The organism is Fulvimarina thalattae, from assembly GCF_040239565.1.
Lineage (GTDB): Bacteria > Pseudomonadota > Alphaproteobacteria > Rhizobiales > Rhizobiaceae > Fulvimarina.
Genome location: NZ_JBEHWS010000013.1, coordinates 93,300 through 117,343, shown reverse-complemented (window position 1 = coordinate 117,343; position 24,044 = coordinate 93,300). Strand labels below are relative to the sequence as shown.

23 protein-coding genes are annotated in these 24,044 nt (G+C 60.6%); 16 read left to right on the top strand and 7 right to left on the bottom strand.

The genetic code is table 11. The features are described from left to right. Positions 1-102 precede the first annotated feature (102 nt). The 4 genes from ABRA89_RS15830 (at position 103) to ABRA89_RS15815 (ending at position 3,361) form a co-directional block, all read left to right on the top strand. A complete protein-coding gene (locus tag ABRA89_RS15830) occupies positions 103-1,497 on the top strand; it encodes a sensor histidine kinase (RefSeq protein ID WP_349942463.1) in 1,395 nt (464 codons plus the stop codon). Beyond that, complete coding sequence (locus ABRA89_RS15825; RefSeq protein WP_349942462.1) at positions 1,472-2,269, top strand: peptidoglycan-binding domain-containing protein; 798 nt, start codon at positions 1,472-1,474, stop codon at positions 2,267-2,269. Before ABRA89_RS15830 ends, ABRA89_RS15825 begins: the two co-directional genes overlap by 26 nt. A gap of 55 nt (positions 2,270-2,324) precedes the next feature. Then, a complete protein-coding gene (locus ABRA89_RS15820; protein ID WP_349942461.1) occupies positions 2,325-2,657 on the top strand; it encodes a DUF1491 family protein in 333 nt (110 codons plus the stop codon). A 134-nt stretch (positions 2,658-2,791) separates the two neighbouring features. After that, positions 2,792-3,361 (top strand): hypothetical protein, encoded by a 570-nt coding sequence (locus ABRA89_RS15815; RefSeq protein ID WP_349942459.1) that lies wholly within the window; start codon positions 2,792-2,794, stop codon positions 3,359-3,361. 75 nt (positions 3,362-3,436) lie between these two features. Here the strand turns inward: ABRA89_RS15815 and ABRA89_RS15810 are convergent, their stop codons facing one another. After that, entirely contained in the window at positions 3,437-5,389 is a 1,953-nt protein-coding gene (locus tag ABRA89_RS15810; RefSeq protein WP_349942458.1) for an acetoacetate--CoA ligase, read from the bottom strand. A 222-nt stretch (positions 5,390-5,611) separates the two neighbouring features. Here ABRA89_RS15810 and ABRA89_RS15805 point away from each other — a divergent pair, with 222 nt between their 5' ends. The 5 genes from ABRA89_RS15805 (at position 5,612) to lhpI (ending at position 10,836) form a co-directional block, all read left to right on the top strand. Next, a complete protein-coding gene (locus ABRA89_RS15805) occupies positions 5,612-7,486 on the top strand; it encodes an AsmA family protein (protein ID WP_349942457.1) in 1,875 nt (624 codons plus the stop codon). Between the two features lie 138 nt (positions 7,487-7,624). Continuing rightward, the gene (locus ABRA89_RS15800; protein ID WP_349942456.1) at positions 7,625-8,623 is read left to right on the top strand and encodes a hypothetical protein; all 999 of its coding nucleotides are present in this window, start codon (positions 7,625-7,627) and stop codon (positions 8,621-8,623) included. 116 nt (positions 8,624-8,739) lie between these two features. Then, a complete protein-coding gene (locus ABRA89_RS15795) occupies positions 8,740-9,528 on the top strand; it encodes an urease accessory protein UreD (protein WP_349942455.1) in 789 nt (262 codons plus the stop codon). 28 nt (positions 9,529-9,556) lie between these two features. Then, on the top strand, positions 9,557-9,859 hold the full coding sequence (locus ABRA89_RS15790) for an urease subunit gamma (protein ID WP_349942454.1): 303 nt from the start codon (positions 9,557-9,559) through the stop codon (positions 9,857-9,859). Positions 9,860-9,897: 38 nt separating this feature from the next. Then, positions 9,898-10,836, top strand: coding sequence for a bifunctional Delta(1)-pyrroline-2-carboxylate/Delta(1)-piperideine-2-carboxylate reductase (gene lhpI, locus ABRA89_RS15785; protein WP_349942453.1), 939 nt, complete (start codon positions 9,898-9,900; stop codon positions 10,834-10,836). Positions 10,837-10,843: 7 nt separating this feature from the next. Here lhpI and ABRA89_RS15780 read toward each other — a convergent pair whose 3' ends face one another. From ABRA89_RS15780 to fabA, 4 genes are all read right to left on the bottom strand, one after another. Beyond that, the gene (locus ABRA89_RS15780) at positions 10,844-11,293 is read right to left on the bottom strand and encodes a hypothetical protein (protein WP_349942452.1); all 450 of its coding nucleotides are present in this window, start codon (positions 11,291-11,293) and stop codon (positions 10,844-10,846) included. 40 nt (positions 11,294-11,333) lie between these two features. Next, on the bottom strand, positions 11,334-12,176 hold the full coding sequence (gene fabI, locus ABRA89_RS15775) for an enoyl-ACP reductase FabI (RefSeq protein ID WP_349942451.1): 843 nt from the start codon (positions 12,174-12,176) through the stop codon (positions 11,334-11,336). A 104-nt stretch (positions 12,177-12,280) separates the two neighbouring features. After that, the gene (gene fabB / locus ABRA89_RS15770; RefSeq protein WP_349942450.1) at positions 12,281-13,495 is read right to left on the bottom strand and encodes a beta-ketoacyl-ACP synthase I; all 1,215 of its coding nucleotides are present in this window, start codon (positions 13,493-13,495) and stop codon (positions 12,281-12,283) included. A gap of 52 nt (positions 13,496-13,547) precedes the next feature. Continuing rightward, on the bottom strand, positions 13,548-14,075 hold the full coding sequence (gene fabA / locus ABRA89_RS15765; protein ID WP_349942449.1) for a 3-hydroxyacyl-[acyl-carrier-protein] dehydratase FabA: 528 nt from the start codon (positions 14,073-14,075) through the stop codon (positions 13,548-13,550). A gap of 96 nt (positions 14,076-14,171) precedes the next feature. Here fabA and ABRA89_RS15760 point away from each other — a divergent pair, with 96 nt between their 5' ends. Then, entirely contained in the window at positions 14,172-14,654 is a 483-nt protein-coding gene (locus ABRA89_RS15760; protein ID WP_349942447.1) for a hypothetical protein, read from the top strand. A gap of 142 nt (positions 14,655-14,796) precedes the next feature. Beyond that, complete coding sequence (irrA, locus tag ABRA89_RS15755; RefSeq protein WP_349942446.1) at positions 14,797-15,228, top strand: iron response transcriptional regulator IrrA; 432 nt, start codon at positions 14,797-14,799, stop codon at positions 15,226-15,228. Positions 15,229-15,351: 123 nt separating this feature from the next. On the opposite strand, the gene ABRA89_RS15750 is transcribed toward irrA, so the two are convergent. Next, a complete protein-coding gene (locus ABRA89_RS15750) occupies positions 15,352-15,876 on the bottom strand; it encodes an SH3 domain-containing protein (RefSeq protein WP_349942445.1) in 525 nt (174 codons plus the stop codon). Between the two features lie 203 nt (positions 15,877-16,079). Here ABRA89_RS15750 and ABRA89_RS15745 point away from each other — a divergent pair, with 203 nt between their 5' ends. The 5 genes from ABRA89_RS15745 to ABRA89_RS15725 all read left to right on the top strand — a co-directional run bounded on the left by ABRA89_RS15745 (position 16,080) and on the right by ABRA89_RS15725 (position 21,280). Continuing rightward, positions 16,080-17,081 (top strand): 2-hydroxyacid dehydrogenase, encoded by a 1,002-nt coding sequence (locus ABRA89_RS15745; RefSeq protein WP_349942444.1) that lies wholly within the window; start codon positions 16,080-16,082, stop codon positions 17,079-17,081. Between the two features lie 447 nt (positions 17,082-17,528). Next, the gene (locus ABRA89_RS15740) at positions 17,529-18,446 is read left to right on the top strand and encodes an iron-siderophore ABC transporter substrate-binding protein (protein WP_349942442.1); all 918 of its coding nucleotides are present in this window, start codon (positions 17,529-17,531) and stop codon (positions 18,444-18,446) included. Between the two features lie 14 nt (positions 18,447-18,460). Next, complete coding sequence (locus ABRA89_RS15735) at positions 18,461-19,483, top strand: FecCD family ABC transporter permease (RefSeq protein WP_349942441.1); 1,023 nt, start codon at positions 18,461-18,463, stop codon at positions 19,481-19,483. After that, positions 19,480-20,466 (top strand): FecCD family ABC transporter permease, encoded by a 987-nt coding sequence (locus ABRA89_RS15730; RefSeq protein ID WP_349942440.1) that lies wholly within the window; start codon positions 19,480-19,482, stop codon positions 20,464-20,466. Before ABRA89_RS15735 ends, ABRA89_RS15730 begins: the two co-directional genes overlap by 4 nt. Beyond that, a complete protein-coding gene (locus ABRA89_RS15725) occupies positions 20,453-21,280 on the top strand; it encodes an ABC transporter ATP-binding protein (protein WP_349942439.1) in 828 nt (275 codons plus the stop codon). The genes ABRA89_RS15730 and ABRA89_RS15725 overlap by 14 nt, the downstream gene beginning before the upstream one ends. Before the next feature lie 202 nt (positions 21,281-21,482). On the opposite strand, the gene ABRA89_RS15720 is transcribed toward ABRA89_RS15725, so the two are convergent. Then, positions 21,483-23,681, bottom strand: a complete 2,199-nt coding sequence (locus ABRA89_RS15720) for a TonB-dependent receptor (protein ID WP_349942438.1) — start codon at positions 23,679-23,681, stop codon at positions 21,483-21,485. Positions 23,682-24,044 lie beyond the last annotated feature (363 nt).

The window sequence follows — 24,044 nt, the reverse complement described above, 5'->3', positions numbered from 1 at the left end:
CTGCCTGTCTCGCGAATGGCATGAAGAGTGTTGCGTATGGTGTTTTTAGCGAGCGAGGCAGCGACGGGATCGAGCACCGGTTCCGGCTTGCGGACCGGGAGCGTGACTCCGCCGCTCGATGGCATGCAGGCCCAGCAGCCCTTCGCGGGCTTGAAACGAAGGCATTGGAACAGTGCCCTTCTGACGGGCGCGCTTCTGGCCTCGGTCGCAACGCCCGTGATGGCCGCCGCCGATATGAGCGGCGCGATCGTCGCGGCGCCGCTTTTTCTGGCGGGTATCGCGGTCGCGGCGGCTTCGCTGTTCGGTTCTTCGGGCACAGCGAGTGATAAGCGCGAAAATGCGAAGACGCATGTGTCCGAGGCAACGAGCGGCGCCGCCCTCCCGCTCGCCGATCTTTTCGAAGCTTCGGCCTATGTCGTTTCGTCCGCCGGCTGCATCATCAACTGCAACCGGGCAGGTCAGGGCCTGACGGATGACCTCGCCGTGCGCGCCGGTCCGCCCGTCTTCTTCGATCTTCTTGATGCGGCGAGCCGCTCGACCGCAATGGCTGCATTGCGCGAGCGTTCGGCCAAGCCTGTGACCGTGCGCCTCCGCACCCGCGAAAGCCGGCTTCTGCATATCCTGCCGCTCGACGGCGACGCCAACGTTCTGGCCGTGCTGAGCCAAGCTCCCGACAAGACTGGCGAACCGGCCGAACCGGAGCCGGGCCGTCTCTCCGAGGCGATGCTCGCGATGGTCAGTCATGAGCTTCGCACGCCGCTCAATGCCATCATCGGGTTTTCCGGCATTCTGGAAAACGAGCTCTTCGGCGCACTCGGCTCGGATAAGCAACGCGAATATGTGGGCCTGATCCAGAGCTCGGGGCGCCATCTTCTTTCCGTGGTGAACGACATCCTTGACGTCTCGAAGATCGAGGCGGGCGCCTATCAGCTGCATTGCGAGCATTTTCTGCTCGATGAGGTCGTCGAAGAGGCTAGCGCCATGGTGCGCTGCCAGGCGGACGAGAAGGGCATCGCGATCGAAGTCGAAAGCCCTGCCGGCGGCACGACGATCCACGGCGATCGCCGCGCGCTCAACCATATGTTGGTCAACCTGCTCGCCAATGCGGTGAAGTTCACAGACTCAGGCCGCGTTACGCTTTCCTGGGAGCGCGCCGGACGCGATCTGAAGCTGAGCGTTTCGGATACCGGAATCGGCATTGCCGCCGATCAGATCGGCAAGCTCGGAAAGCCCTTCGTCCAGGCCTCCTGCGGCATGTCCCGCCGTTACGAGGGCACCGGCCTCGGGCTCGCCTATGTGCGCGGCATGTGCGAGCTGCACGGCGGTGTCATGACCATCACCAGCACGGAAGGGAAGGGGACGCAGGTCATGCTCGACATGCCGCTCGTGCCCCGCCAGGCCGCCACCCTCGAAGACAAAAACATCGTAGCGTTGAACCATGCCCGTCATTCGAAGAACCCCGGTGTATCCCATGTCCCGCAGCGCCGTTCGGCCTAATGGCATGGCCGTGTTCTCGGGCCGTGTTCTCGGCGGTCTGAGAACAGGGCTTCTGAAGGGCGCGCACGTCCTGCGGACCAATCCCGGCGTCTCGCTGGGAACGGCGGCTTTCGGCCTCTTCTTCATCTGGGTTTCGGGCAACGCGCTCTTTGCGCAGTCCGAGCATCATCACTCGCCGCTGATCGTGACTCGCGGCATGCCGGGGCCCAGCCTCGATGCGGCGACGAACGAAGCGGACCCGCTGCTTGCAGAACTCCAGCAGGCACTGGCGCGAACCGGACACTACAACAGGTCCATCGATGGCCGCTTCGGACCCGGGACGCGCGCTGCAATCGAACGCTTCCAGCGCGAAAACGGTCTTTCCGTTGATGGCCGTCCGTCGCCAGATCTATTGAGGGAGGTCAAGGCCGTCGGAGCTTATGCGGCGCCGCGCCCATCGTCGAAGCCGACCGACTGGACGGACGCCGAGGAATTCGAGATCGCCGAGACGCCGGACGGGCGCAGCAGCCGCGTGATCCAGGATGTCGACCAGGTTTCGTCGATCATCGAACTCGAACGGGCCGAGGCTTTGAACGAAGAGGATCTGGTTCGGAAAATTCAGACAGGTCTCACTGCGATCAATCTCGCAACGCTTGAAGCCGACGGTATCCCTGGCGCGCGCACAAAGGCCGCGATTCGCGAATTCGAACAGGTCGAGGGGCTCGACGTCACCGGCGAGCCCGACCTCGATCTGCTCCAACGCCTCGTACAGGTTGGCGCATTTTCGGGCTGACCGAAAGGCCATCTGCCGGCTGGCGTCGCGCCCAATCGAGGGGTAGAGGGACGCCATGCGGATCACCAGCGACCTCTTCGTCTCCCAACTCACGCGCCGCGTCTTCAACGATGGCGGGTTTGCCGCCGTCGAGCGCAAGGGCGCGGAAGAGGCAGGCGCGATCTATATCGTGACGCGAAACCGACTGGGTGAGGTGACTCTCTACGCACCGGCCTTCCAGAGTCTCGTCGAGGAGAGCGGCACCCGCGCGTTTGTTCGCGAGCCCCTGACGGACGAGGAGGCGTTCAAGGCGCGGTTCGAGCGCGAGGCGCGGTTTGACCCCGATTTCTGGCTGGTGGAGATCGAGACGAATGAGCCAGAAAAGTATCTCGATATTGTCGAGGGGTGATTTGAATCGACGACAGGAAGCGGTGGCCTTAGTTAAAAGTCGCGTCGTCGCGGCCGGGGTTGAGGCGGCTGGTTGCCTATTTTCCAAAGGCGTTCAGTATTCATTTAAACAAGTAAAATAAAACCGGTATTTTTATGAATCTCGACGCCTATGACGGTCAGTTACCGAGTGCCGGGCGGCGAATTTTTCTGGTTTCAATCGTCGTTGCCATGGTCCCGATAGGCGCGATCTTTGGAAACGTTGTTGCAAGGCTTATAGAGTTGAGTGGAGCAATCGATCCAGGAACATTATCGTTCGAATTAAGCCCTATGACGGCAGCTCTTGCCTTAGCTTTCACGTGGACGGTCGCTATAACGGTGGAATTCGCTGGCGAATCTCTACGACGTCTTGTCAGGCGTCACGATCGGTTTCTTAGAGATCGTCTGCCGGAGGATCGGACAGATGCGCAATTTGAGGCCGTTAAGACGCAGTTCACAAATTTCTACATCGGAATAACATTGGTAGGCCTTTTCTTCATCACACCGCAATTTACGTTTGCGGGCTTCGATAATTTTGCGTGGCTTCTATGGATAACGTGTGTTTTATTTTTGGTTGTACCCTTTGTTCTTGATTGTCGCCAATACGATTATTCCATAGCAAAGGTCGTCTCTAGTCAGGCGCCAGTATGGGCTATCCTCGGTTTCACATTGACGCTTGCACTTTGAGCTTCCTCGAAACGGCGCCTGCTCGAAATTTGTAGCTTGCAACACAATCCCAATGTGCTCTTTTCAAAAGAAAAACTACGAGAGAAGCTCTTCCCGATCTCGGAACCCCTCCAGCGCCTCAGGATTTGCCAGAGCCTCGATGTTCTTCACCTCGCGGCCCTCGACCACCTCTTTGACTGCAAGCTCAACGATCTTGCCGGACTTGGTGCGCGGGATGTCCTCGACCGCCAGAATCTTCGCCGGAACGTGGCGCGGAGAGGCTCCATCCTTCACGGCCTTCTTCAGGCGCTTGATCAGCTCCTCGTCCAGTTCCGCACCCTTGGCCGTCCGCACGAAGAGGACGACGCGCTGGTCGTCGTCCCAGGACTGGCCGATGCAAATCGCTTCGGCGATCTCGTCGAACTGCTCGACGATGTTGTAGATTTCCGCCGTGCCGATGCGCACGCCTTGCGGGTTCAGCGTGGCATCCGAGCGACCATGGATGATGATGCCGTCGTTCTCGGTCCATTCGGCAAAGTCGCCATGGGCCCAGATGTCCTCGAACTGCGAGAAATAGGCATTGTGATAGCGCTCGCCGCTCTCGTCGCCGAAGAAGTAGATCGGCATGGACGGAAAGGCCTTCGTGCAGACGAGCTCGCCCTTCTCGCCGCGAACGGATTTGCCGTCGAGGTTCCACACATCCACCGCCATGCCGAGACCGGGGCCCTGGATTTCGCCCTCGTGAACCGGCAGCCATGGCACGCCCAGCACGAAGCATGAGACGATATCCGTGCCGCCCGAGATCGAGGCGAGATGAACGTCCGACTTGATGCTCTCGTAGACAAAGTCGAAGCCTTCCGGAGAGAGCGGCGAGCCCGTCGATGTCAGCATCTGCATCGCGGAAAGATCGTGCGTGTCCTTCGGCTTCAAGCCGGCATTGCGCACGGCGTCGATGAACTTGGCGCTGGTACCGAGAAAGGTGAACTTCTCTTCGGCCGCATAGTCGAAAATGACGTTGCCGTCGGGATAGAAGGGCGAGCCGTCATAGAGCATCATCGTCGCGCCATTGGCGATGACCGAAACCAGCCAATTCCACATCATCCAGCCGCAGGTGGTGAAGTAGAAGACCCGGTCGCCGTCCCCGATGCCGCAGTGAAGCTGGTGCTCCTTGCGGTGCTGAAGCAACGTGCCGCCGGCCGAGTGGACGATGCACTTGGGAACGCCTGTCGTACCCGACGAAAACATGATGTAGAGCGGCGCGTCGAACGGCATCGTCTCGAAGACAATCTCGCCGGCCTCGAAACCTGACAGGAAACCATCCAACGTGGTTCCGTTCACGGCCGAGCCTGCCACCTCGTCCGCCTTCCCGACATAGGGGATCACGACGGTCGCCTTCGGCTCAAGAGCCTTGGTGATCGGCCTCAGCTTCTCCGCGACCTCGATCGTCTTGCCGTTATAATAATAGCCATCGCAGACGAAAAGGAGCTTCGGCTCGATCTGTCCGAAACGATCGAGGACGCCGCGCTCCCCGAAGTCGGGCGAGCAGGAGGAAAAGACGGCCCCGATGGAAGCGGTTGCCAGCATCACCGCGACAGTTTCCGGCATGTTGGGAAGCATTGCCGCGACCCGGTCGCCCTTGGTGACACCAGCCGCACGCATCGCCTGGGCGAGGCGCGAGACGAGTGCGTGGAGTTCGTCCCAGGAGAGGCGGCGCTTTACCTTGTCCTCGCCGCGAAACACGATTGCATCTTCGCTGCCGCGTTTCGCCAGCAGGTTTTCGGCGAAGTTCAGACGGGCTTTGGGAAAGAAGCGGTCCTTTCGCATCGAGCCGGTATCGCTCAGAACCGTGTCGCCTTTGTCGCCGATCGTATCGGAGAAATCCCAGACAAGGTCCCAGAAGGCCGCGCGATCTTCGACTGAGAAGGCGTGCAGGGCGTTGTAGTCGTCGAACGTCCGGCCATTCGCAGCCGCGGCCCGATCGGCGAATTTCGTCATCGGATGATGCTTCAACCGATCCTTCGACGGCTCCCAAAGGCGCTTTCCGCTCATGACGCTCCCCAATCGATCCAATGTTTCTCCGCGGTCAAGGCGGCCATGTTCATGCCATGAGGCTGTCGCAAGAAGCGTGACAAGACACCAGGTGCCGCGACCAGAATGCGGTAAACCCGTTCTAGTGGCGTTGCCGCAAAAAGAAACGTGTGTCGGTCAGACGATCGGTAAACAGTGCCTTGCTGGCAGGGCCCTGTTCGACGAAACCAACCAAGGAGCCGCATGCGCCGGATCCCCTTCAAACGAACATTGATCTGGGGCGTTTCCGCGTTTCTGCTGCTTGTTGCCGTCCTGGCGTTGGTGCCGCGTTTCGTCTTGGCCTCTGATGGCGCCAAGCGCGAACTCGTCATGCGGATCGAGGCCATGACCGGCGCGCCCGTCGAGATATCCGGGCCCATAACCTATTCCGCGTTGCCAAGGACCCGTCTCGTCGCGGATCGCATTGCCATCGGCGAGGGTGTCGACATCACGATTGATCGCATCGTCGCCGATTTCGATCCGGTCGATGCGCTGTTCGGTCGGGCCAGAATCGCGCGGATCGTGCTCGTGCGCCCGGAGCACCAGACTGAAATCGCACAGGACAGCGTCGCCGCGAACAAAACCAATGGCACGCTAGTCGCGGCTACATCGGAAGCTGCCGAGAATGAAGCTCCTCGGCGGAGCGCCGCCCAGATGATCGCAGGCCTCGAGGATCTCGCACGCAGTGCGATTGAGCGCCTCGACCAGCTTCAGATCCTCGAAATCCGCAATGGCGTCTGGCGACCGGGTGAAGATGAATTCGGTCCCACCGGAATCAGCAATGCCAATCTGACGATCACGCGTTCATCCAGCCGGAGTGCGTTCCGTATGGTCGGCGGGTTCACTTGGAACGGGCAGCCCGCCGATATCGACATGCGCGTTGATTCGACCACCAACCTTCGCGACGGCGGACGAAGCGACGTATTGCTGGCCCTTTCTTCCCCGCCGCTTGCGCTCGATTTCGACGGCATGATGGACTTCGGGCCAGTGACCCGCCTCGAAGGCCGGTTCGAAGGCCGTGGCGATTCCTTCGCGACGACGGCTGCCTGGCTTTCGAACGCCGACTACCAGATTCCCCGGCTCGGGGCCGTGAGTCTGACAGGCAATCTCAGCCTTGCCGGCCGCAGGCTTGCAGTGACCGATGCGGAACTGCGTCTTGCCGGGAGTTCCGGCGTCGGCGCTATCGAATACGATCTCGACGCCGATCGTCTTGATGGCACTCTGGCCTTCGAAACACTCGATCTCACGCCAGTCGCACAGGCGATCGTGCCGATGCCTGCGGGTCCGTTCGGTTTCGCCCGGCCGATTGAGGCCAAATTCGCGCAATCTGCGGATGTCGCCCTTCGCGTGTCGGCCAATCAGGCGAATTTCGGCACTCTGGCCTTCTCCGATGTAGCAGCCGTGATCGCCGTTGCAGACGGTGATGTATCGCTCGAACTGGGCGATGCGACCCTTTATGGGGGGCGTGCCTTCGGCCGGATCGCCTTGTCCGACAAGGCCTTGCCGTGGATCAACGGCGAGTTGAGCGGCTTCGGGATCGATCTTGCGAGCCTGTCCTCCGCCATCGGCGGTGCGATGGTGAACCTGTCCGGCTCCGGCGAATTCCACGCGAGCCTGTCGACGCCGGCCAAGGACTGGCGAATGATCACGAGGCGTGCCGAAACCGAGGTTTCCCTGACCGCAGGCAATGGAACGCTTAGCGGTTTCGATCCGTCGGTCTTCTCAGAATCCGGCAACAGTTCGATCTACAACGGATTTACCGGCGGTTCTCTGCCATTCGAGACGCTTAACGCACAGGTGCGGACGCTCGGCCCCGAGCTTTCGATTGAGTCATGGTCGATGGACAACGGAAATTACCGCCTCGAAGCCAAGGGCGAGGCGCTGTTGAGCAGCGGAGAGCTGACAATCGAGGGCACGTCGGAAGCGCTCTCGCAAACGGCCTCGGTCAGCAAATCCAGCGAGGAATTCACGGAGCCGAAACCAATTCCCTTTACAGTTGAGGGAACCTGGCCCGATCCGCGTGTTGTGACCGGAACGCCGCAGCGTTCCCGACGCGAGAGTGGAAATCTGGCGCCGTAACCCTGCAGGGTGTTTCGCTTCGATATGGCTCGTTTCCCTTCGCTGATCGCCTTTGCCTTTTGCTTGTCCTTTGAAGCCGGATTGGCTCACGCTGCGGAGCCTTCGGCTGAGCGCTGCGCAGAGGAATTCCACGCATCCTTGAAGGGGGAGCCTGCAAAGGCGTTCGCCGCGATCAAGCCCTTGCGCGACGTGGCGCGGGGCGGCGATGAAAGACTGCCCGGACGATTGCTTTTCGGCGTTTCTGGCCTTCACCGTGTTGGTAACGAGGTTCAGGCACTTCGGATCGCGACGACGCTCGCAAAGGGGCAGGGGCGCCCGGCCTGGGTCTCCAGCGCCAACAGCCGCTGGATCGTCGATCGCCTGATCACCGATCTCACCGATTTCATGGATCAGGGTCCGTCGCCCTATCTCTGCGGCGGCGTCGAAAATTATATCGCCACGCTGCGCAACTACCTCGATCAGGTCTCGACCGGTGGCGGTCGCTCCCTGGAAGAGGTGAGGGCGGCGCAGGCCGATCGGACGCGAGACAGTATCGAGATGGCGCGTACCGTCATGCAGCCCGTGCCCACGCCACGCTACGCGCCTGATCTTCGTCCGATCGCAGTCGTGACGCCGGCTCTGGAAAGCCATCCAAGCTTCACGCTTCGGCGCGGCTTCGACGACATGCGCCTGATGCTTCCCGTTGCGACCATAAAGCAGAGTTCGTGGGATAAGACGGTCTACGGTCCTCGGATCGATCCTGGTCTGCCGCTCAAGTCCCGAACCGAAATGCCGCTCGATACGGTTCAGGACCGGCTCGCCGCAATCGACGCCCTGATGGCTGCCGCTGTCGAAGGCGATTTCCTCGTCAAGATTGCTGTCCGAACGCCAACAGGTGACGAAGACAGCCTAAAAGACTACCGCCCAGTCCTCAGCAGACTCGAAGATTTAAGGCCAATTCTCTTCGGTGACGACGCCCGGATCGCCGATCCATTGGTCCGCCGCACTCTCGTCGCGGCGATGTCCGAAATTGAAATCCTCGACTATCTTGCCCATGCGGCGCGCGACGATGCCGATCCACTGCTCGCGGCCATTGAAACGACGTTCGACGCCATCCTCGAAGCACGAGAGAGGGCGCTCGCCAAAGCTAGCGGCTGACACGCGGATAAAACGCTCTCGCATTCGCGCATCGATATGGTATCGGCTGAGCGATTGTCCGATGCCGACGAGGAGCGTCTTCCATCGCCGTTCTAGAAGACATTGCTCCTCCGCGGTTGCAGCGGGCCGAAGGTTCGGCTCGGGTCGAACTCGGTGTTTCCGATGGTCGAACCCGGCTGCGCAATCTGCATCAGGCGGGCTGCCTCAAATTCCGCTTTCCACGCCATGCCGATGGCCGCTCGGAAGCAATCGCAATCAACACGTCCGGCGGCCTGACGGGGGGCGACCGTCTGGATTACGGCGTGAGCCTCGGCACGAGCGCTGCCGCAACCATGACCACCCAGGCCTGCGAACGGGTCTATCGATCCCATTCGAACGACGCTGTTCTGAAGACCAGGCTTCGGGTCGGAGCCGATTCATCGCTGGCCTATCTCCCGCAGGAGACGATTCTCTTCGATGGCGGCCGGCTGAGCCGGACATTGGAGGTCGAGGCCGAATCCACCTCACGTTTTCTGCTTCTCGAACCTGTCATCCTCGGTCGCGAGATGATGGGCGAGCGGGTCGAGACCGGTGCCCTGCGCGATCGCTGGCGCATTCGTGTCGACGGCCGGCTCGTCTTCGCCGATGATCTTGCGCTTGATGGACGCATTTCGGAGATGGCGGAAACGCGCGCCGGGCTCAACGGTGCGCGCGCCTTCGCGACTATTCTGATGAAGGCGCAGATGATCGAGTCGCATCTAGCTGGTGCGCGCGACATCGTCGGCGATATGGGAGGCGCCAGCCTAATAGGTGAGCTTCTCGTTGTGCGCCTTGTCGAAAAAAGCGGCTTTCGCTTAAGAAAACGGCTTGTTCCCTTGCTCGAAACGCTAGGCGAGGCCCCGTTGCCGCTAGTATGGTCTCTCTGAGACTCTTGGAAAACAGGATGCCCGAACGATGCAATTGACCCCCCGGGAAAAGGACAAGCTGCTCGTCGCAATGGCTGCGATCGTCGCGCGTAAGCGTCTCGAGCGCGGCGTAAAGCTCAATCATCCCGAAGCCGTGGCGCTGATCACGGATTTTGTGGTCGAGGGGGCGAGGGACGGCCGGGCGGTCGCGGACTTGATGGAAGCCGGTGCCCACGTCGTCGGGCGCGATCAGGTGATGGAGGGTATCGCCGAGATGATCCACGACGTGCAGGTTGAGGCGACCTTCCCGGATGGGACGAAACTCGTCACGGTACACGAGCCGATCCGGTAGAAGGTTTTCGAGGACCTTCCAGGCAAGAGGCGATTTCCATGAAAATGCTGTCCCGCCAGGAGACCATCGATGCTCTTCCGTTCGAGGCGCTCATCGCGGCCATCGACGAAGGCTTTCGTGAAGACGTGGTTTCGCCTCTCCGCCATCATCATGCGATGACCAATGCAGAGCGGAGCGACGACACGCTTCTGCTGATGCCTGCCTGGCAGAACACCGACTGGGGCGGGATCAAGCTCGTCAACGTCCATCCGGGCAATAGCGAGTTCGGCATTCCCGCAGTTTCCTCGACCTATGTCCTGTTCGACCGCAAGACCGGCGAGCACAAGCTGATTCTCGACGGCGGCGAACTCACGGCACGCCGCACGGCGGCAGCTTCGGCTCTGGCGGCCAAGCGTCTCGCCCGGCCGAACGCATCCCGGCTTCTCGTCGTTGGCGCCGGGCGCGTCGGATCGAATATCGCCCACGCCTATAGGGCGGCTTTTCCGATCGAAGAGGTTGAGGTCTGGAGCCGCACGAAAAAGAGTGCCGCGCGCCTCGCCGCCAGCCTGAGCGAGGCCGGTATCGCGGCAACGGCCGTGACCGAACTGGAAGATGCCGTCGCGCGCGCCGACATCGTCTCATGCGCGACGCTGGCAACCGAGCCGTTCCTGAAGGGTGCGTGGCTCAAGCCCGGACAGCACGTCGATCTCATCGGTAGTTTTACGCCGGGTATGCGAGAGGCCGACGACGAGGCGATACGGCGCGCGTCGATCTTCATCGATACGGACCATGCGAAGATCGAGAGCGGTGAGATCAGGACGCCGCTGGAGACCGGCGTCATTTCGGAAGACGATATTCTCGGAACACTGGTCGACCTCTGCAGAAACGATGCCCATCCGCGCGCTTCGGACGATGAGATCACCCTCTTCAAAGGCGTCGGTACCGCTATCGAGGACTTGAGCGCTGCGATTCTGGCCGAACGGCTCACGGCATCCTGACGACGTTCTAATCCTCATCGTCCCCGTTGAACGTTCGCTCGGGATATCCCGTGCCCGTCATGCCATGCTGATAAACACCGGCTGCGGACTCGTGCGTATTTGGCGGAAGGGGGAACGGTTTGCTCTCCCCCAGAAGAAGATTGCCGATCAGAAAATCAAGGAGGTCGGCCGAATAAGCCGGACTGCCGGTTTCGGCGTCCGAACGATAAGCATCCTCCACGATCGCGCCATCGTCCTTTTCGGCAAGATCGACACGGTAGACACCCTGGCCGGTCCAACTGCGATGGAGGAAGAGGCTCCCGTCCGCGAAATAGACGAACCATTTGTCTTCCATCGCGGCAGGAATTAAGCCCTGCTGCAATCGTTCGTATTCACTCGCGCTGAAACGCCTGCTGTAATCGAGCTTTTCTTCGGGTTCGAATGGCTCGATCTTCCAGCTGCTTTTTTCAGCTTTCATAGCCTCAGAACCTTTTGAATCTGGCGTGACCTTTACGGTCTCAATCCTCGTCGCCGGTCGTGCCCTCGACGATTTCTTCGCGGCGTTCCTGCTTCTTCAGCTCTTCGAGATCAGGCATCGACATGATGTTGTAGCCGGCATCGACATAGTGGATTTCGCCGGTTACGCCATCGGCGAGCTTCGACGTGAGATAGAGCGCTGCGCCGCCGACCTGATCGATCGTCGTGTTGCGCCGGAGCGGCGAGTTCCGCCGCTGATAGTTGAACATCAGACGCGCATCAGAAACGCCGGCGCCGGCGAGGGTGCGGACAGGTCCGGCCGAGATGGCGTTGACGCGAATATTGCGTGGGCCGTAATCGGCCGCGAGGTAGCGGACGGAGGCCTCCAGCGCGGCTTTCGCAACGCCCATGACGTTGTAGTTCGGCATGACGCGGGTCGAGCCGCCATAGGTCATTGTGATCATGGAGCCGCCGTCGTTCATCAGATCAGCTGCCCGCTTTGCGATTTCCGTGAAAGAGAAGCAGGAAATCACCATCGTGCGGGTGAAGTTCTCACGCGAGGTGTCGGCGTAAAGCCCTTTCAGTTCGTTGCGGTCGGAAAAGGCGATCGCGTGGATGATGAAATCGAGACCGCCCCATTCGGCCTTGATGTCCTCGAAGACCTTGTCGACCGTCTCGATATCCTCCACGTCGCATGGAAGGATCAGCTTCGATCCGATCTGATCGGCCAGCGGTTTCACCCGTCGTCCGAAGGCCTCGCCCTGATAGGTGAGGGCGATTTCGGCTCCTTCGCTGGCCAAGGCCTTGGCCGCGCCCCATGCGATGGAGTTGTGGTTGGCGACGCCCATTACGAGCCCGCGCATTCCCTTCATCAAGTCTGCCATGGCCTTCCCTCATGATCGCTTCCACTTTTCGAGTGAGAGGCGATCGAATTATCTGCATTCAAGTCCCGCCGGCATCTACCACGTCGGCGCGGGCTGGCGGTCGGTCACTCGGTACGTTGAAATACCAGGCAAGCGTTCGTGCCACCGAAGCCAAACGAATTCGACATGATCCGGTCGAGCTTCACGTCGTCCTGGCGCTCGAAAGCGATCGGAAATCCTTCGAACTCGGGGTCGAGCTCGCCGATATGCGCGCTCTTGGCGATGAACTTCTCCTTCATCATGATGAGTGAGTAGATAGCTTCATGGACGCCCGTCGCGCCTTGGCTGTGGCCGGTCAAAGCCTTGGTGGCCGATACCGGCGGTATCTTGTCGCCGAACACCTCACGGATGGCGCGAATTTCTGATTTGTCGCCGACCGGGGTCGCCGTCGCATGAGGGTTGATGTAGTCGATGGGCCCTTCGAGGCCCTGCATCGCCATTTTCATGCATCGAACGGCGCCTTCACCTGACGGGGCGACCATGTCGGCGCCGTCCGAGGTGAGGCCATAGCCGACGATCTCGCCCAGAATGTTCGCGCCACGAGCCTTCGCGCGTTCGTACTCCTCAAGCACAAGAACGCCGGCGCCGCCCGCGATCACGAAACCGTCGCGGTTCACGTCGTAGGGCTTTGAGGCGTGTGCCGGATCGCCGTTGAAATCGGAAGAGAGCGCGCCCATCGCATCAAAGAGATTCGAGAGCGACCAGTGCAGGTCCTCGCAGCCGCCCGCGAACATCGCGTCCTGCTTGCCGTAGGCGATCATCTCATAGGCATTGCCGATGCAATGGCTCGACGTGGAACAGGCCGACGAAATCGAATAATTGACGCCCTTGATCTTGAACCAGGTGGCGAGGGTCGCTGAGGCGGTCGAGGACATCGCCTTGGGTACTGCCGTTGGGCCGATCCGTTTCGGGCCCTTCTCGCGGGTCGTGTCGGCGGCATTCACGATGGTCACGGTGGAGGGCCCACCCGATCCCATGATGATGCCTGTCCGTTCGTTGGATATGTCGCTTTCCGAAAAGCCCGCGCTCTCGATCGCCTGGTTCATTGCGACATGGTTCCATGCCGTGCCGCCGCCGTGGAAGCGGAGGGCTCGCCGGTCGAGCACGTCGGCCGGATCGAGCTTCGGCTTGCCGTGAACATGGCTGCGGAAGCCAAGTTCGGCATATTCTTCGGCGAAGACAATGCCGGATTTCGCCTCGCGAAGGGACTGCGTGACTTCGGCAACGTTGTCGCCGATCGACGACACGATTCCCATTCCGGTTACGACGACGCGTCTCATGATCCGCACCCCCTGTTTGAAGCTCTGTTACTCTGCCTCTGATCCGTTCGGATCAGGCTGAAGCCGCCGCTGCCTGCTCATCCGTGAAGAGACCAACCCGCATGTCGCTCGAGCGGTAGATCACTTCGCCGTCCGCCTTCATCCAGCCGTTCGCGATGCCGAGCTTGAGCTTGGAGCGCATCACGCGGCGGAATTCGACACCGTATTCGATCAGTTTGATCTTGGGCGTGACCTGGCCGGTGAACTTCACCTCGCCGACTCCGAGCGCGCGGCCACGACCGGGTTCGCCCAGCCATCCAAGAAAGAAGCCGGTGAGCTGCCACAGGGCATCGAGGCCGAGACAGCCGGGCATCACCGGGTCGCCCTGGAAATGGCACTGGAAGAACCAGAGATCCGGGTTCACGTCGAGCTCGGCGTAGATCGCACCCTTGCCGTGCTCGCCGCCGTCTTCGCTGACATTCGTGATGCGGTCGAACATCAACATGGGCGGAAGCGGGAGTTGCGCATTGCCTGAGCCGAAAAGCTCGCCGCGGCCACAGGCGATGAGATCGTCGTAGTCGTAGGATGTCTTGCGCGTCATGAACTTTGTGTTTCCGCCTTTTTCGCCGCCCTGTTGCGAGCGATTTTGATTTGTTTCGGCCTTACCATGGGAATCCGATTGTGGGAAACAATGGCAATGATGCAATTTCGATCCGAATTCTGCCGGCTCGGCGGCCCTGAATTCCTAGTGCGTATACTGGGCTTGGGTGCCGTCGCGCTCATTCTTTTCGGCACTGTCGCCGGAGCCCAGACTTGGCGCAATAACGGAACCACATCAGGCTTTTACGCGGACGGCAGACCCAACGGCATCTTTCTTCGCTGCTCCGGGCCGAGCATGACGGTGAACTTCACGGGATATGACGCACTGCTTCCGAATGGCACCAGCTACCGGGTCGGAATTTCGATCGATGGCATCGCACGGCTATTCAGGACGCGCTCCTATAACGTGCGCGGACGCTCGATCCTGGTCCATCAGGACTCGCTTGCCAATCTGCGACCGCTGATCGACGATCTGAGAAAGGGCAAGACGGCGGAGATCACGACGCCGGCCGGCCGGTACAATGTACCGCTCGCAGGGTCGGGAGCCGCGCTCGGCGCCTTGCTGGAGCGCTGCGGCTGATAAATTATCCAAACGGACTTTATCGGGCGGATAGGGGTTTGTGATCTGGTTTTCCCTGTATTATGTAAGGATTGCGCAGGTTCGACGATCCAAGAGGGTCGTGGCTGCGTGCAGACCGAAATCGGGCAGGCAGATACTCACCATGCAAACCTCGGCGCATAGCCATTCATTCTGTGTCTTTTCAAAGCTGCGTTCGGTCGGCTTGCGTCCGACGCGACAGCGCGTTGCTTTGTGTAACCTGATGTTTGGGCGCGGCGATCGCCATCTTTCGGCGGAAGACCTGCATGCCGAGGCGCAGGACGCCGGCGAATCGGTTTCGCTCGCGACGGTCTACAACACGCTGCATCAGTTCACCGATGCGGGGCTCGTCCGGCCGCTCTCGGCCGAAGGTCAGCGGACCTATTTCGATACCAACACCTCCGACCACCACCATTTCTTCGTCGAGGACGATGGCGAAATGGTCGATATCCCAGCCGGCTCGCTGGATCTCGGTCAGCTGCCGTCGCCACCGGAGGGCATGGAGATCGTGAACGTCGACGTGGTCGTGCGCCTGCGCCGCAAGCAGAGCGCCTGAGTCTCACAAAATAAGATAAAGCGCTCCAACCATTCTGGTGGGAAGCGATTTGATGGGCGACGATCCGGGGGGATTCGTCGCCTTTGTCTTGGGATACGTGACCCGCAAGAGATGGAGAACCCGTCAGTTCTCTATAGGCTCGTCCGGATAGACGCCCCAGATATCGGTCTGTTCCACAAAGCCGACCCGCTCGGAGACAGCGATCTCGCACCAGCCGGCATTGCATTTCTCGACCTTCGAGATGACGCCGGGCTCCATCTGGACGATCAGCGGTGCGTCCTTGGCCGGGTTTGCATAGACGTCGATGAATGCGTTCTTGCCCTTTAGCCACGGTGCCGCGATGGCGGTCCGCTCACCCGAAAGAAGCGAGTGATAGACCCAGCCCTCGGTTCCATCCGAGTCGCGAATCTTCCGCCAATGGTCGAATTCCTGGATGATTTCGACCGGCAGACCCGACTTCAGATAAAGCCAGTTGACCTTGTGCTCCCGGCCCGGTCCGTTGCGCAGGTTCACGCGGCTGGATTTGAGGCTGACATAGCGGGGTAAGGGCAGCTTCGAGTAGCGCCCAACTTCCACAGCCGAGGAGACGGCGGGCATCGCCGTCAGCGAAGCGGCGAGAATGGCGCCTGCGAGTGCAAAGCGCACCATGATGCGGCCTGCTGAGCGAAATTTCGATAAATGCGTGCGCGGCATGTGTCCCTCGATCTGCCCTGCGGTCTTGCCGGTTCCGCCTTCTGGGGGCGCGCGCGGAAAACCTTTTGTTTTCGCGGTCGCGACTTGTTAGGACGAGAACCCGAGCGGTCGAGCACGATCATCGCCCCGTTCGGTTAATGATTGCTTGAGGTAGGCCGATGTCGGAGCGCCAGAAGCCGCTCGTCGTGATCACACGAAAGCTTCCCGCTCCGGTGGAAGCCCGCATGGGCGAGCTGTTTGACGTCAGGACTAATGTCGACGACCGGCCGATGTCGCATCTCGATCTCGTCGCGGCCGTGCGAGAGGCGGATGTCCTCGTGCCGACGATCACCGACAGGATCGACCGGAACATCATCGAAAAGGCCGGCGAGAAGCTGAAATTGATCGCCAATTTCGGCAACGGCATCGACAACATCGACATCTCGGCCGCGCACGAGAAGAGCATCTACGTCACCAACACGCCGACGGTGCTCAACGAGGACACCGCCGACATGACGATGGCGCTGATCCTCGCAGTGCCCCGCCGCCTCGTCGAAGGCGCGAACCTTCTCCAGTCGCCGGATCCATGGGCGGGCTGGTCGCCGACGTGGATGCTCGGACGGCGCATCTGGGGCAAGAAGCTCGGCATCGTCGGCATGGGCCGGATCGGAACCGCGGTCGCGCGGCGCGCCAAGGCGTTCGGGCTCGAAATCCACTATCACAACCGCCGGCGGGTCAATCCGAAGACCGAAAAGGAGCTCGGCGCGACCTATTGGGAGAGCCTCGACCAGATGCTGGCCCGCGCCGACATCATCTCGGTCAACTGTCCCTCTACGCCGGCGACGTTCCATCTCCTGTCGGCCCGTCGTCTGGCGCTGATCCAGTCACACGCCTTCATCGTCAACACCGCCCGAGGCGACGTGATCGACGAAAAGGCGCTGGTCGATCTCATCCATGCTGAAAAACTCGCCGGGGCCGGTCTGGACGTCTTCGAGACGATGCCCTCCTCGAACCGCAAGCTGATGAAGCTCGCTACAAGCGGCAAGGTCGTTCTCCTGCCGCATATGGGCTCGGCCACGCTCGAAGGCCGCGTCGACATGGGCGAGAAGGTGATCATCAACATCCGCACGCTGATGGACGGTCACCGTCCCCCTGATCGCATCCTGCCCGACCGCAGCTGAGGCATTTGGCCGTCGACTTTTGTCGTCCGTGCCATGGCGATCTTAGTCGTTGGTCTGAAGCCCCGTTGCATCCTTGCCGATCTTTTTTCCTGGAAAGATGGGTCCACGCCACCGGTATCGGCGAGATATTCGCCGGAAGTCCGCGCATGCGCAGTCCGGTCGCGTCTTATCCGGCTCCTTCCCAGAGAAAATATGATGAAAAAAATCGATAATATTTTCGCGAAGCTGATCGCTTAGGCGGCTGCCTGAATATCGCTTCATTCGATTTATCAGCAGATTTGGATCTCAAGTGAGGTGCTGGATCGGCTGGCTCACTTGTGGCATGGAGGCTTCGATCAGCGCCAATGCCAAAAACATGATCTTTGGTATCAATTTTCAATGACATCAGGTAGCGGGTTTTGAAGCCTTCTGCCGGAACTCAGGATCGGCCGCACTACGGGAGCCCCCATGCGCTTGATGATAGCATTCATTTTCAACCTCCTGATCGTCGGAGCCGCGTGGTCGGCCTGCGATGGCCGCGAGATCAAGAAAGCGGTCCAGGATGCGCCGGTCTGCATCCCGGCTGATCCGCAGCGCATTGTCGTTCTCGATCCGCTCCTCACCATCGGCATGATGCAGGAAATGGACGTTCCGGTCGCGGGCGTGTCCTTTCTCGGGATTCAGGACGATGATCTAAGAAAAGCGGTGGAAGACAGCGGAACGGTGGACCTCGGTCATCCCGCCGAGCCCAGCCTGGAGCGCATCGTTGCCCTCAAGCCCGATCTCATCATCGGTGCCGCCTATCTGAACCTGCCGATCTACGAGAAGATTTCAACGCTCGCTCCGACCGTTCTCATCGATACGCTGGACTGGAAGGAGCATTATCGGGTGCTCGCCGACATGGTTGGCAAGAGCGAGGTCGCCGAGACTTCCCTCCAAACCTACGAAGAGCGTGCCGCTCAGCTCAAGGAGAAACTGCCTGACACCACGGTGTCGGTGCTCCGCATCGCGCCCGGCCGGTTTCAGGTCTATCTGGACAGCCCCGTAGCATACGCCCCTTACGCCGTCTTGCAGGATGTCGGAATCAAGCGTTCCGATTATGAGACGACACCGAAGGAGGAAGTGGTCAAGCGCCCGACGTGGGAGGAACTTTCCCAGCTTGACGGCGACATCCTGTTCTACGTCGTCGTCAGCGGATACGAGCAGGGACCAGACGACGCGCTGGAAGAAGAGACACTTGCCAACCCGCTCTGGCAGACCCTGCCCGCCGTGAAGGCGGGGCACGCCTATCGCGTCGGTCGACCGACCTGGATGGGCTTTCACGGCGTCGAGTCGGCCTTCCGTGTTCTCGACGATGTCGAAGAGTATGTTCTGAACGCGCAGTGATAGGACAGTCGCGTTTGGCAGAACCCGTCAATAGAGCGGCCGCACCTGCCGTCTATCCCGCAGTGATGGTCTTGCTGGGCCTCGTGCTCGTCGGTCTTGCGCTTGCTTCGATCACGCAAGGCTCGTCGGATATCGGGATTGGCAAGATTTACGACGCATTCTTCGCATTCGATGGATCTCGTGACCATCTTGTCATCGCGTCGATCAGGGTGCCGCGTGTGCTGGCCGGCATTCTGGCCGGCGCGGCGCTGGCTTCCGCCGGTGCGGTGATGCAGGCAATGGCGCACAATCCACTGGCATCACCCGACCTTCTGGGAATCAATGCAGGGGCAGCATTCTCGGTCGTCGTAGCCCTGTCCATTCTCGGCATCGTCTCTCAGGCGGCCCTGGTCTGGTGGGCCTTTTTCGGCGCGGCGTCTGCGGCCGCCACCGTCTACCTTTTCGGCGCGAGCGGCTGGGGCAACGCGACCCCTCTCAAGCTGGTTCTTGCAGGCGCCGTGCTCAATGCCTTCCTGTTCTCGGTGACGACTGCGATCCTCGTCTACGATCGCAACACTCTCGACGCGGTGCGGCTCTGGACTGCAGGATCGCTCGTCGGCCGGAACATGGAGGACGTTTCCGCGGTCGCTCCCTACATTTTCACGGGCCTTGCCGCCGCCATCCTGTTTTCCCGTCAACTGACGACCATGAGCATGGGAATGACCATGGCCCGCTCACTCGGGCAAAGCCCTGCAATCTGGCGGTGCCTGGCCGTTGTTCTGGTCGTTCTTCTGGCTGGCGGCTCCGTGGCCCTCGCCGGGCCAATCGGTTTTGTCGGTCTCGTTATGCCGCATCTGGTCCGCATGTGCGTGGGCGGAGATTACCGCTGGGTGGTACCGTTTTGCGCCATGGGCGGGGCGCTGCTGGTGCTTCTTGCAGACACGCTCGGACGTACGCTGTTTGGCAATCAGGCTTTTCCGGTCGGCGTTACCATGGCGCTGGTCGGTGCGCCGTTCTTCATCTGGCTGGCGCGTCGGCGGATCGGGAGCATCGCGTGACGAAGGTGACGCTGCTGCTGTGCGCCGTGCTTCTGGCGATCCTGTCGGCGAGCCTTGCGCTCGGTGATTATACGATCCCGCTGCGCGATCTCCTCTCCCTCTTCGTCAATCCGGACGAGGCCGATCCTCAGCAATGGATCATCGTTGTAGACCTGCGAATGCCGCGCGTCGCGCTGGCCATGCTTGTCGGAGCCGCTCTCGCGGTTGCCGGTGCGATCACCCAAGCTCTGATGCGCAATCCGCTGGCCGAGCCGGGACTGCTGGGCATCAATGCAGGCGCGGCGCTTGCGGCCACGCTGCTTATCGTCATCTTCACCGAGGTGCCGCCCCAGTGGTTGCCCTGGGCGAGTTTCGGCGGGGCGATGCTTGCCGCTTTCGCCGTCTATCTTTTGTCATGGCAGCACGGCTCCAACTCCTTGCGGATCGTTCTGATCGGGGTCGGGCTGAGCGCTCTGGCGGTTGCGGCGACCACTCTGCTGACGACGTTTGCACCTATCGGTCAAGCTCAGCAGGCGTTGATCTGGCTGTCCGGAAGCGTCTATCTGGCCGACTGGGACGGCATTGTCTCACTGGCCCTTTGGTTGCTCGTACCGGTCATTGTCGCGCCGCTTGTGGCGCGCGAGCTCGACCTGATCCGCTTTGGCGATGCCGCTGCGACTAGCCTTGGCCAGAGGGTGGAGGTCACCCGCGCAGGCCTTATCCTGCTCTGCGCCTTAATTTGCGGGGCAGCGGTCGCCGCGGCAGGGCCGATTGGCTTTGTCGGACTGGTGGCGCCCCATCTTGCGCGATGGCTGGTGGGCCCGTCCCATATGCGTCTTCTGCCGGTTTCGGCACTCGTCGGCGCACAGATTGTCATGCTTGCCGATCTTGCCGGACGAACCGTCATGGCCCCGGCCCAACTGCCTGCGGGGCTCGTGACCGCCATTGTCGGCGCCCCGTTTTTCGGCTGGCTTTTGTGGAGGCACCGCCATGTCGGATCGTGAACATGCGGTCGCCGCATCCCTTTCGGCTCATGAACTCGATGTCGGATATGATCAGGACATCATCGTCCATGGGATCGACTTCGCCATCCCGCGCAACGCCTTTACGGCGCTCGTCGGGGCCAATGGCAGCGGGAAATCCACCCTGCTGAAAGCCTTGGCCGGCCTGCTTCCGGCGAAGGCCGGTGCCGTGATGCTGGATGGGCGATCAATCACCACATTGGCGACGAAGTCGATCGCGCGATCAATCGGCATGCTGCAGCAGTCGCCAGTCGCACCCGACGGCCTGTCGGTTCTCGAACTCGTACGGCAGGGGCGCTATCCGCATCGCTCGCTCTTCGGCGCATGGTCGGAAAAGGACGAGACGGCCTGCCGGGAGGCAATCTCAAGGACCGGGATGAATGCGCTTTCCGAGCGTCAGATCGACAGCCTGTCCGGCGGCCAGCGCCAGCGGGCATGGATCGCGCTCGCTCTCGCTCAGGAAACGCCGATCCTCCTTCTGGACGAGCCGACCACCTATCTCGATCTTGCCCATCAGATCGAGGTGATGGAGCTGGTGCGTCGGCTTGTGGAGGAAGCCGGCAAGACGGTCGTCGCGGTGCTTCACGATCTCAATCAGGCAGCCCGCTACGCAGATCACATGATTGCGCTCAGCAAAGGCGCAATCGCGGCGAGCGGACCTCCTCGGAGTGTGATGACAGAAGCCATGCTGCGCGAGGTTTTCGAGGTCGAGGCGAAAATCTTCCCCGATCCGTTCACCGCGGCGCCCATGTGCATACCGATGCCCCATACTCCCTCAGACTTACAAGGTCTCTGACCGCCTCCGGCGGAGTAGTACCGCGTGCCCTTTGGTGCGGTCCGCCCCAGCGGCGTTTGAGCGGGACCCCGATCCGGCGTTGCGAGGCACTCAGCCGGATCTGATCTGAGCTGTTCATCTCACAAAAAGAAACCGGCGCCGCTTTCTTCCGAAACGGCACCGGTCCTCATTCGATTTCACCCAGACTTTGGAAATCGCGCGATCAGAACTTCGTTTTCAGGTTGAAGCCGAACGAACGCGGCTTGCCGGCCTGCGCGACGACTTCCGAGGCGTCGAGATCGACGAATGTCAGGTATTCCTCGTCCAGAAGATTCTCGGCGAAGGCCGTGAATTCCCAGTTCTCCTGTTTCAGCCCCACCTGTGCGTTGACGAGGATGCGGGAATCGATCGTGTCGAGATCGTTCTCGCCGAACGCCGCATTGTACGAACTGGTGTACTTCGCGTCGCCGCCGACGAAGATCCCGTTGACGAAGTTGTAGCGTCCGCCGAAAGCCACGCTCCACTCGGGCGCATCGGGGAAGGATTCGCCAACGAGATCGCCCAGGACCGTTGAGTCGAATTCCTCGAACTTCGTGTCCAGATAGCCGACCGAGGCAAAGAGCGAAAACTGCTCGCTGAAATTATAGGTCGGCTCGATTTCGAAGCCCCAACTCCGCGATTTGGCCGCGTTTTCCGTGATCGTGTAGCTCGGCCGATTGACGTCGGGCCGAACCTCGATCTGCTGGTCGTTGTATTGGGTATAGAACAGGTTGGCGTTGAGCGTCAGCGAGTCGTCCAGCATGTGGCCCTTGTAGAACAATTCGTAGTTCCTGGCCGATTCAGCATCATATGTGCCGACCCGTGAATTCTCGCGGTCGAGATAGTATCCGCCGGAGCGGAAACCTTCCGTGTAGACGAATCCGACGCGATGGTTTTCCGTCAGATCCTTGGAAATGCCGAGTTTGGGAACGAAGTTCACCTCGTCATAGGATACGTGCGGAGCGTTGAAGACGTTTGGAACGCCGAATTCGAGGTTGTCGATGCCCTCGTCGGTCGACTCTTCCAGATAGTCCAGGCGACCGCCTGCCGTGAGGAACCAGGTCGGAATGAATTCGTAGGTCGCCTCGCCGAACGCCGCAACGTTGGTTGTCTCGCGCACGAAGTATTCGTCGTAATTGGTGAAATAGGGCGTCGAGACGAGGCTGAAGTCGGAGTCGAACTTCTGGAAGCTGCCGAAGGCGCCGACAACCCATGACCAGCGATCGAGATCGTAGTTCAAGCGCAGTTCCTGGGAGACCAGATAGTCGTCCACCTCACCTTGCAGGCCATCCGGTCCGGGTTCCTTGGCATCGACCGAGAGCCGTTCCGTCGTTCCGTAGGTGAACCCTGACTGAGACGTGAATTTCAGCGCGTCTGAGATGTTGTGGGTAACTTCGAGCCCGGCATTGTGAACCTTGATGGAGCGGAATTCAGCAAGCGTCGGAAGCAAGATGCCGAAAATGCTGTAGCCGTCGCCGCGCCTGTCCTCGAGCGTATAATCGGAGTTTTCGAAGATCAGCCCTTCATTCGGCCGGTCGTAGGAATAGGAGTAGCTCAGCAGCGCCTGCGTATCGGGCATGGTCGACGGCGTGAGCAGAAGCTTCGCCCGAAGGTTGCCGCTTACGTCGGTTTTGAAGTCGTCGTAGAGCGAGAACACCTCGTAGGTGGGATAGCTGATATCCGTTTCCTGGCGATCGAAGCTGCCCGATACGCGCAATGCGGCTTCGCCGGGCACGAGCGGCGTATTGGCGACGAAGGCGACGCCTCCCATGTCGCGGTTGCCGACGGTGCCGGACAGGATAACTTCCTGGTCGAACGTCGGATCCTTGGTCTTGATGTAGATCGAACCGGCGGTGGCCGCCCTGCCGCTCAGCGTCGATTGAGGGCCGCGGTAGACCTCGACCTGTTCCGTGTCCCACATGTTGCGGGCGCCGAAACGCGCGCCGTAACGGGTCTGGAGGACGCCGTCGACGTAGAGCGAGCCCATGGGCGCGCTGGCAGGCGTGAAACCTTCCGAATTGATGCCGCGAATGACGAAGCCGGAATTCGTAAAGGCTGGATCGTTGACGTTTCCGAGGCGACGGAACGAGTCCTGCACGGTCTGGATCTGGCCGTCCTCGATGGCTGCCGACGAGACAATGCCGACGCTGGCGGTCGAGCCTTCGAGGGTATCGGTTTCACGCGAGCCGTAGACGACAACTTCGTCGAGCTGAATTGTGCCGGGCAGGGGAATTCCCCCAAGATCAATGATCTCCGTCTCGGACTGCGCAAGGGCCGGTGCGGTCCCGAGAACCAGAACTGTGCTGGCGAGCAGTGCCAGACGGCGGCGGCGCATTCCCGTATCCCGGCCGATTGATCCGCCCGCAACATGTCCTGAAATCATTATCTTTATCCCCACTCTCAACCAACGGCGGGCCGTCTTCCATTCTCCGGCCCCCGGTATAAGTTGACAAAAAAGGACATGTTTATGCGAGTCAATCGGCCGCAATGCGGACACATTCAGGGCTGTGTCAGATATGACGCACAGTTGAGAAGCCGCTTGCCGCGAATTCCATTACGGTCAGTTGGGCATCGGGGCTTTAAGTCGTTTGTTTTTCGAGACTTTTCGGCCCACGGGAAGGCAGTCCTAGCGCTATGTACCAATTTTGCAAAAATCGGAAACTGGACTCAAGTTTAGCGACGCAGGACGCATTAAGAGACCATCTCGATCGCCCAGATGTTTTCGACTTGGAATAAGTTGAAGGTA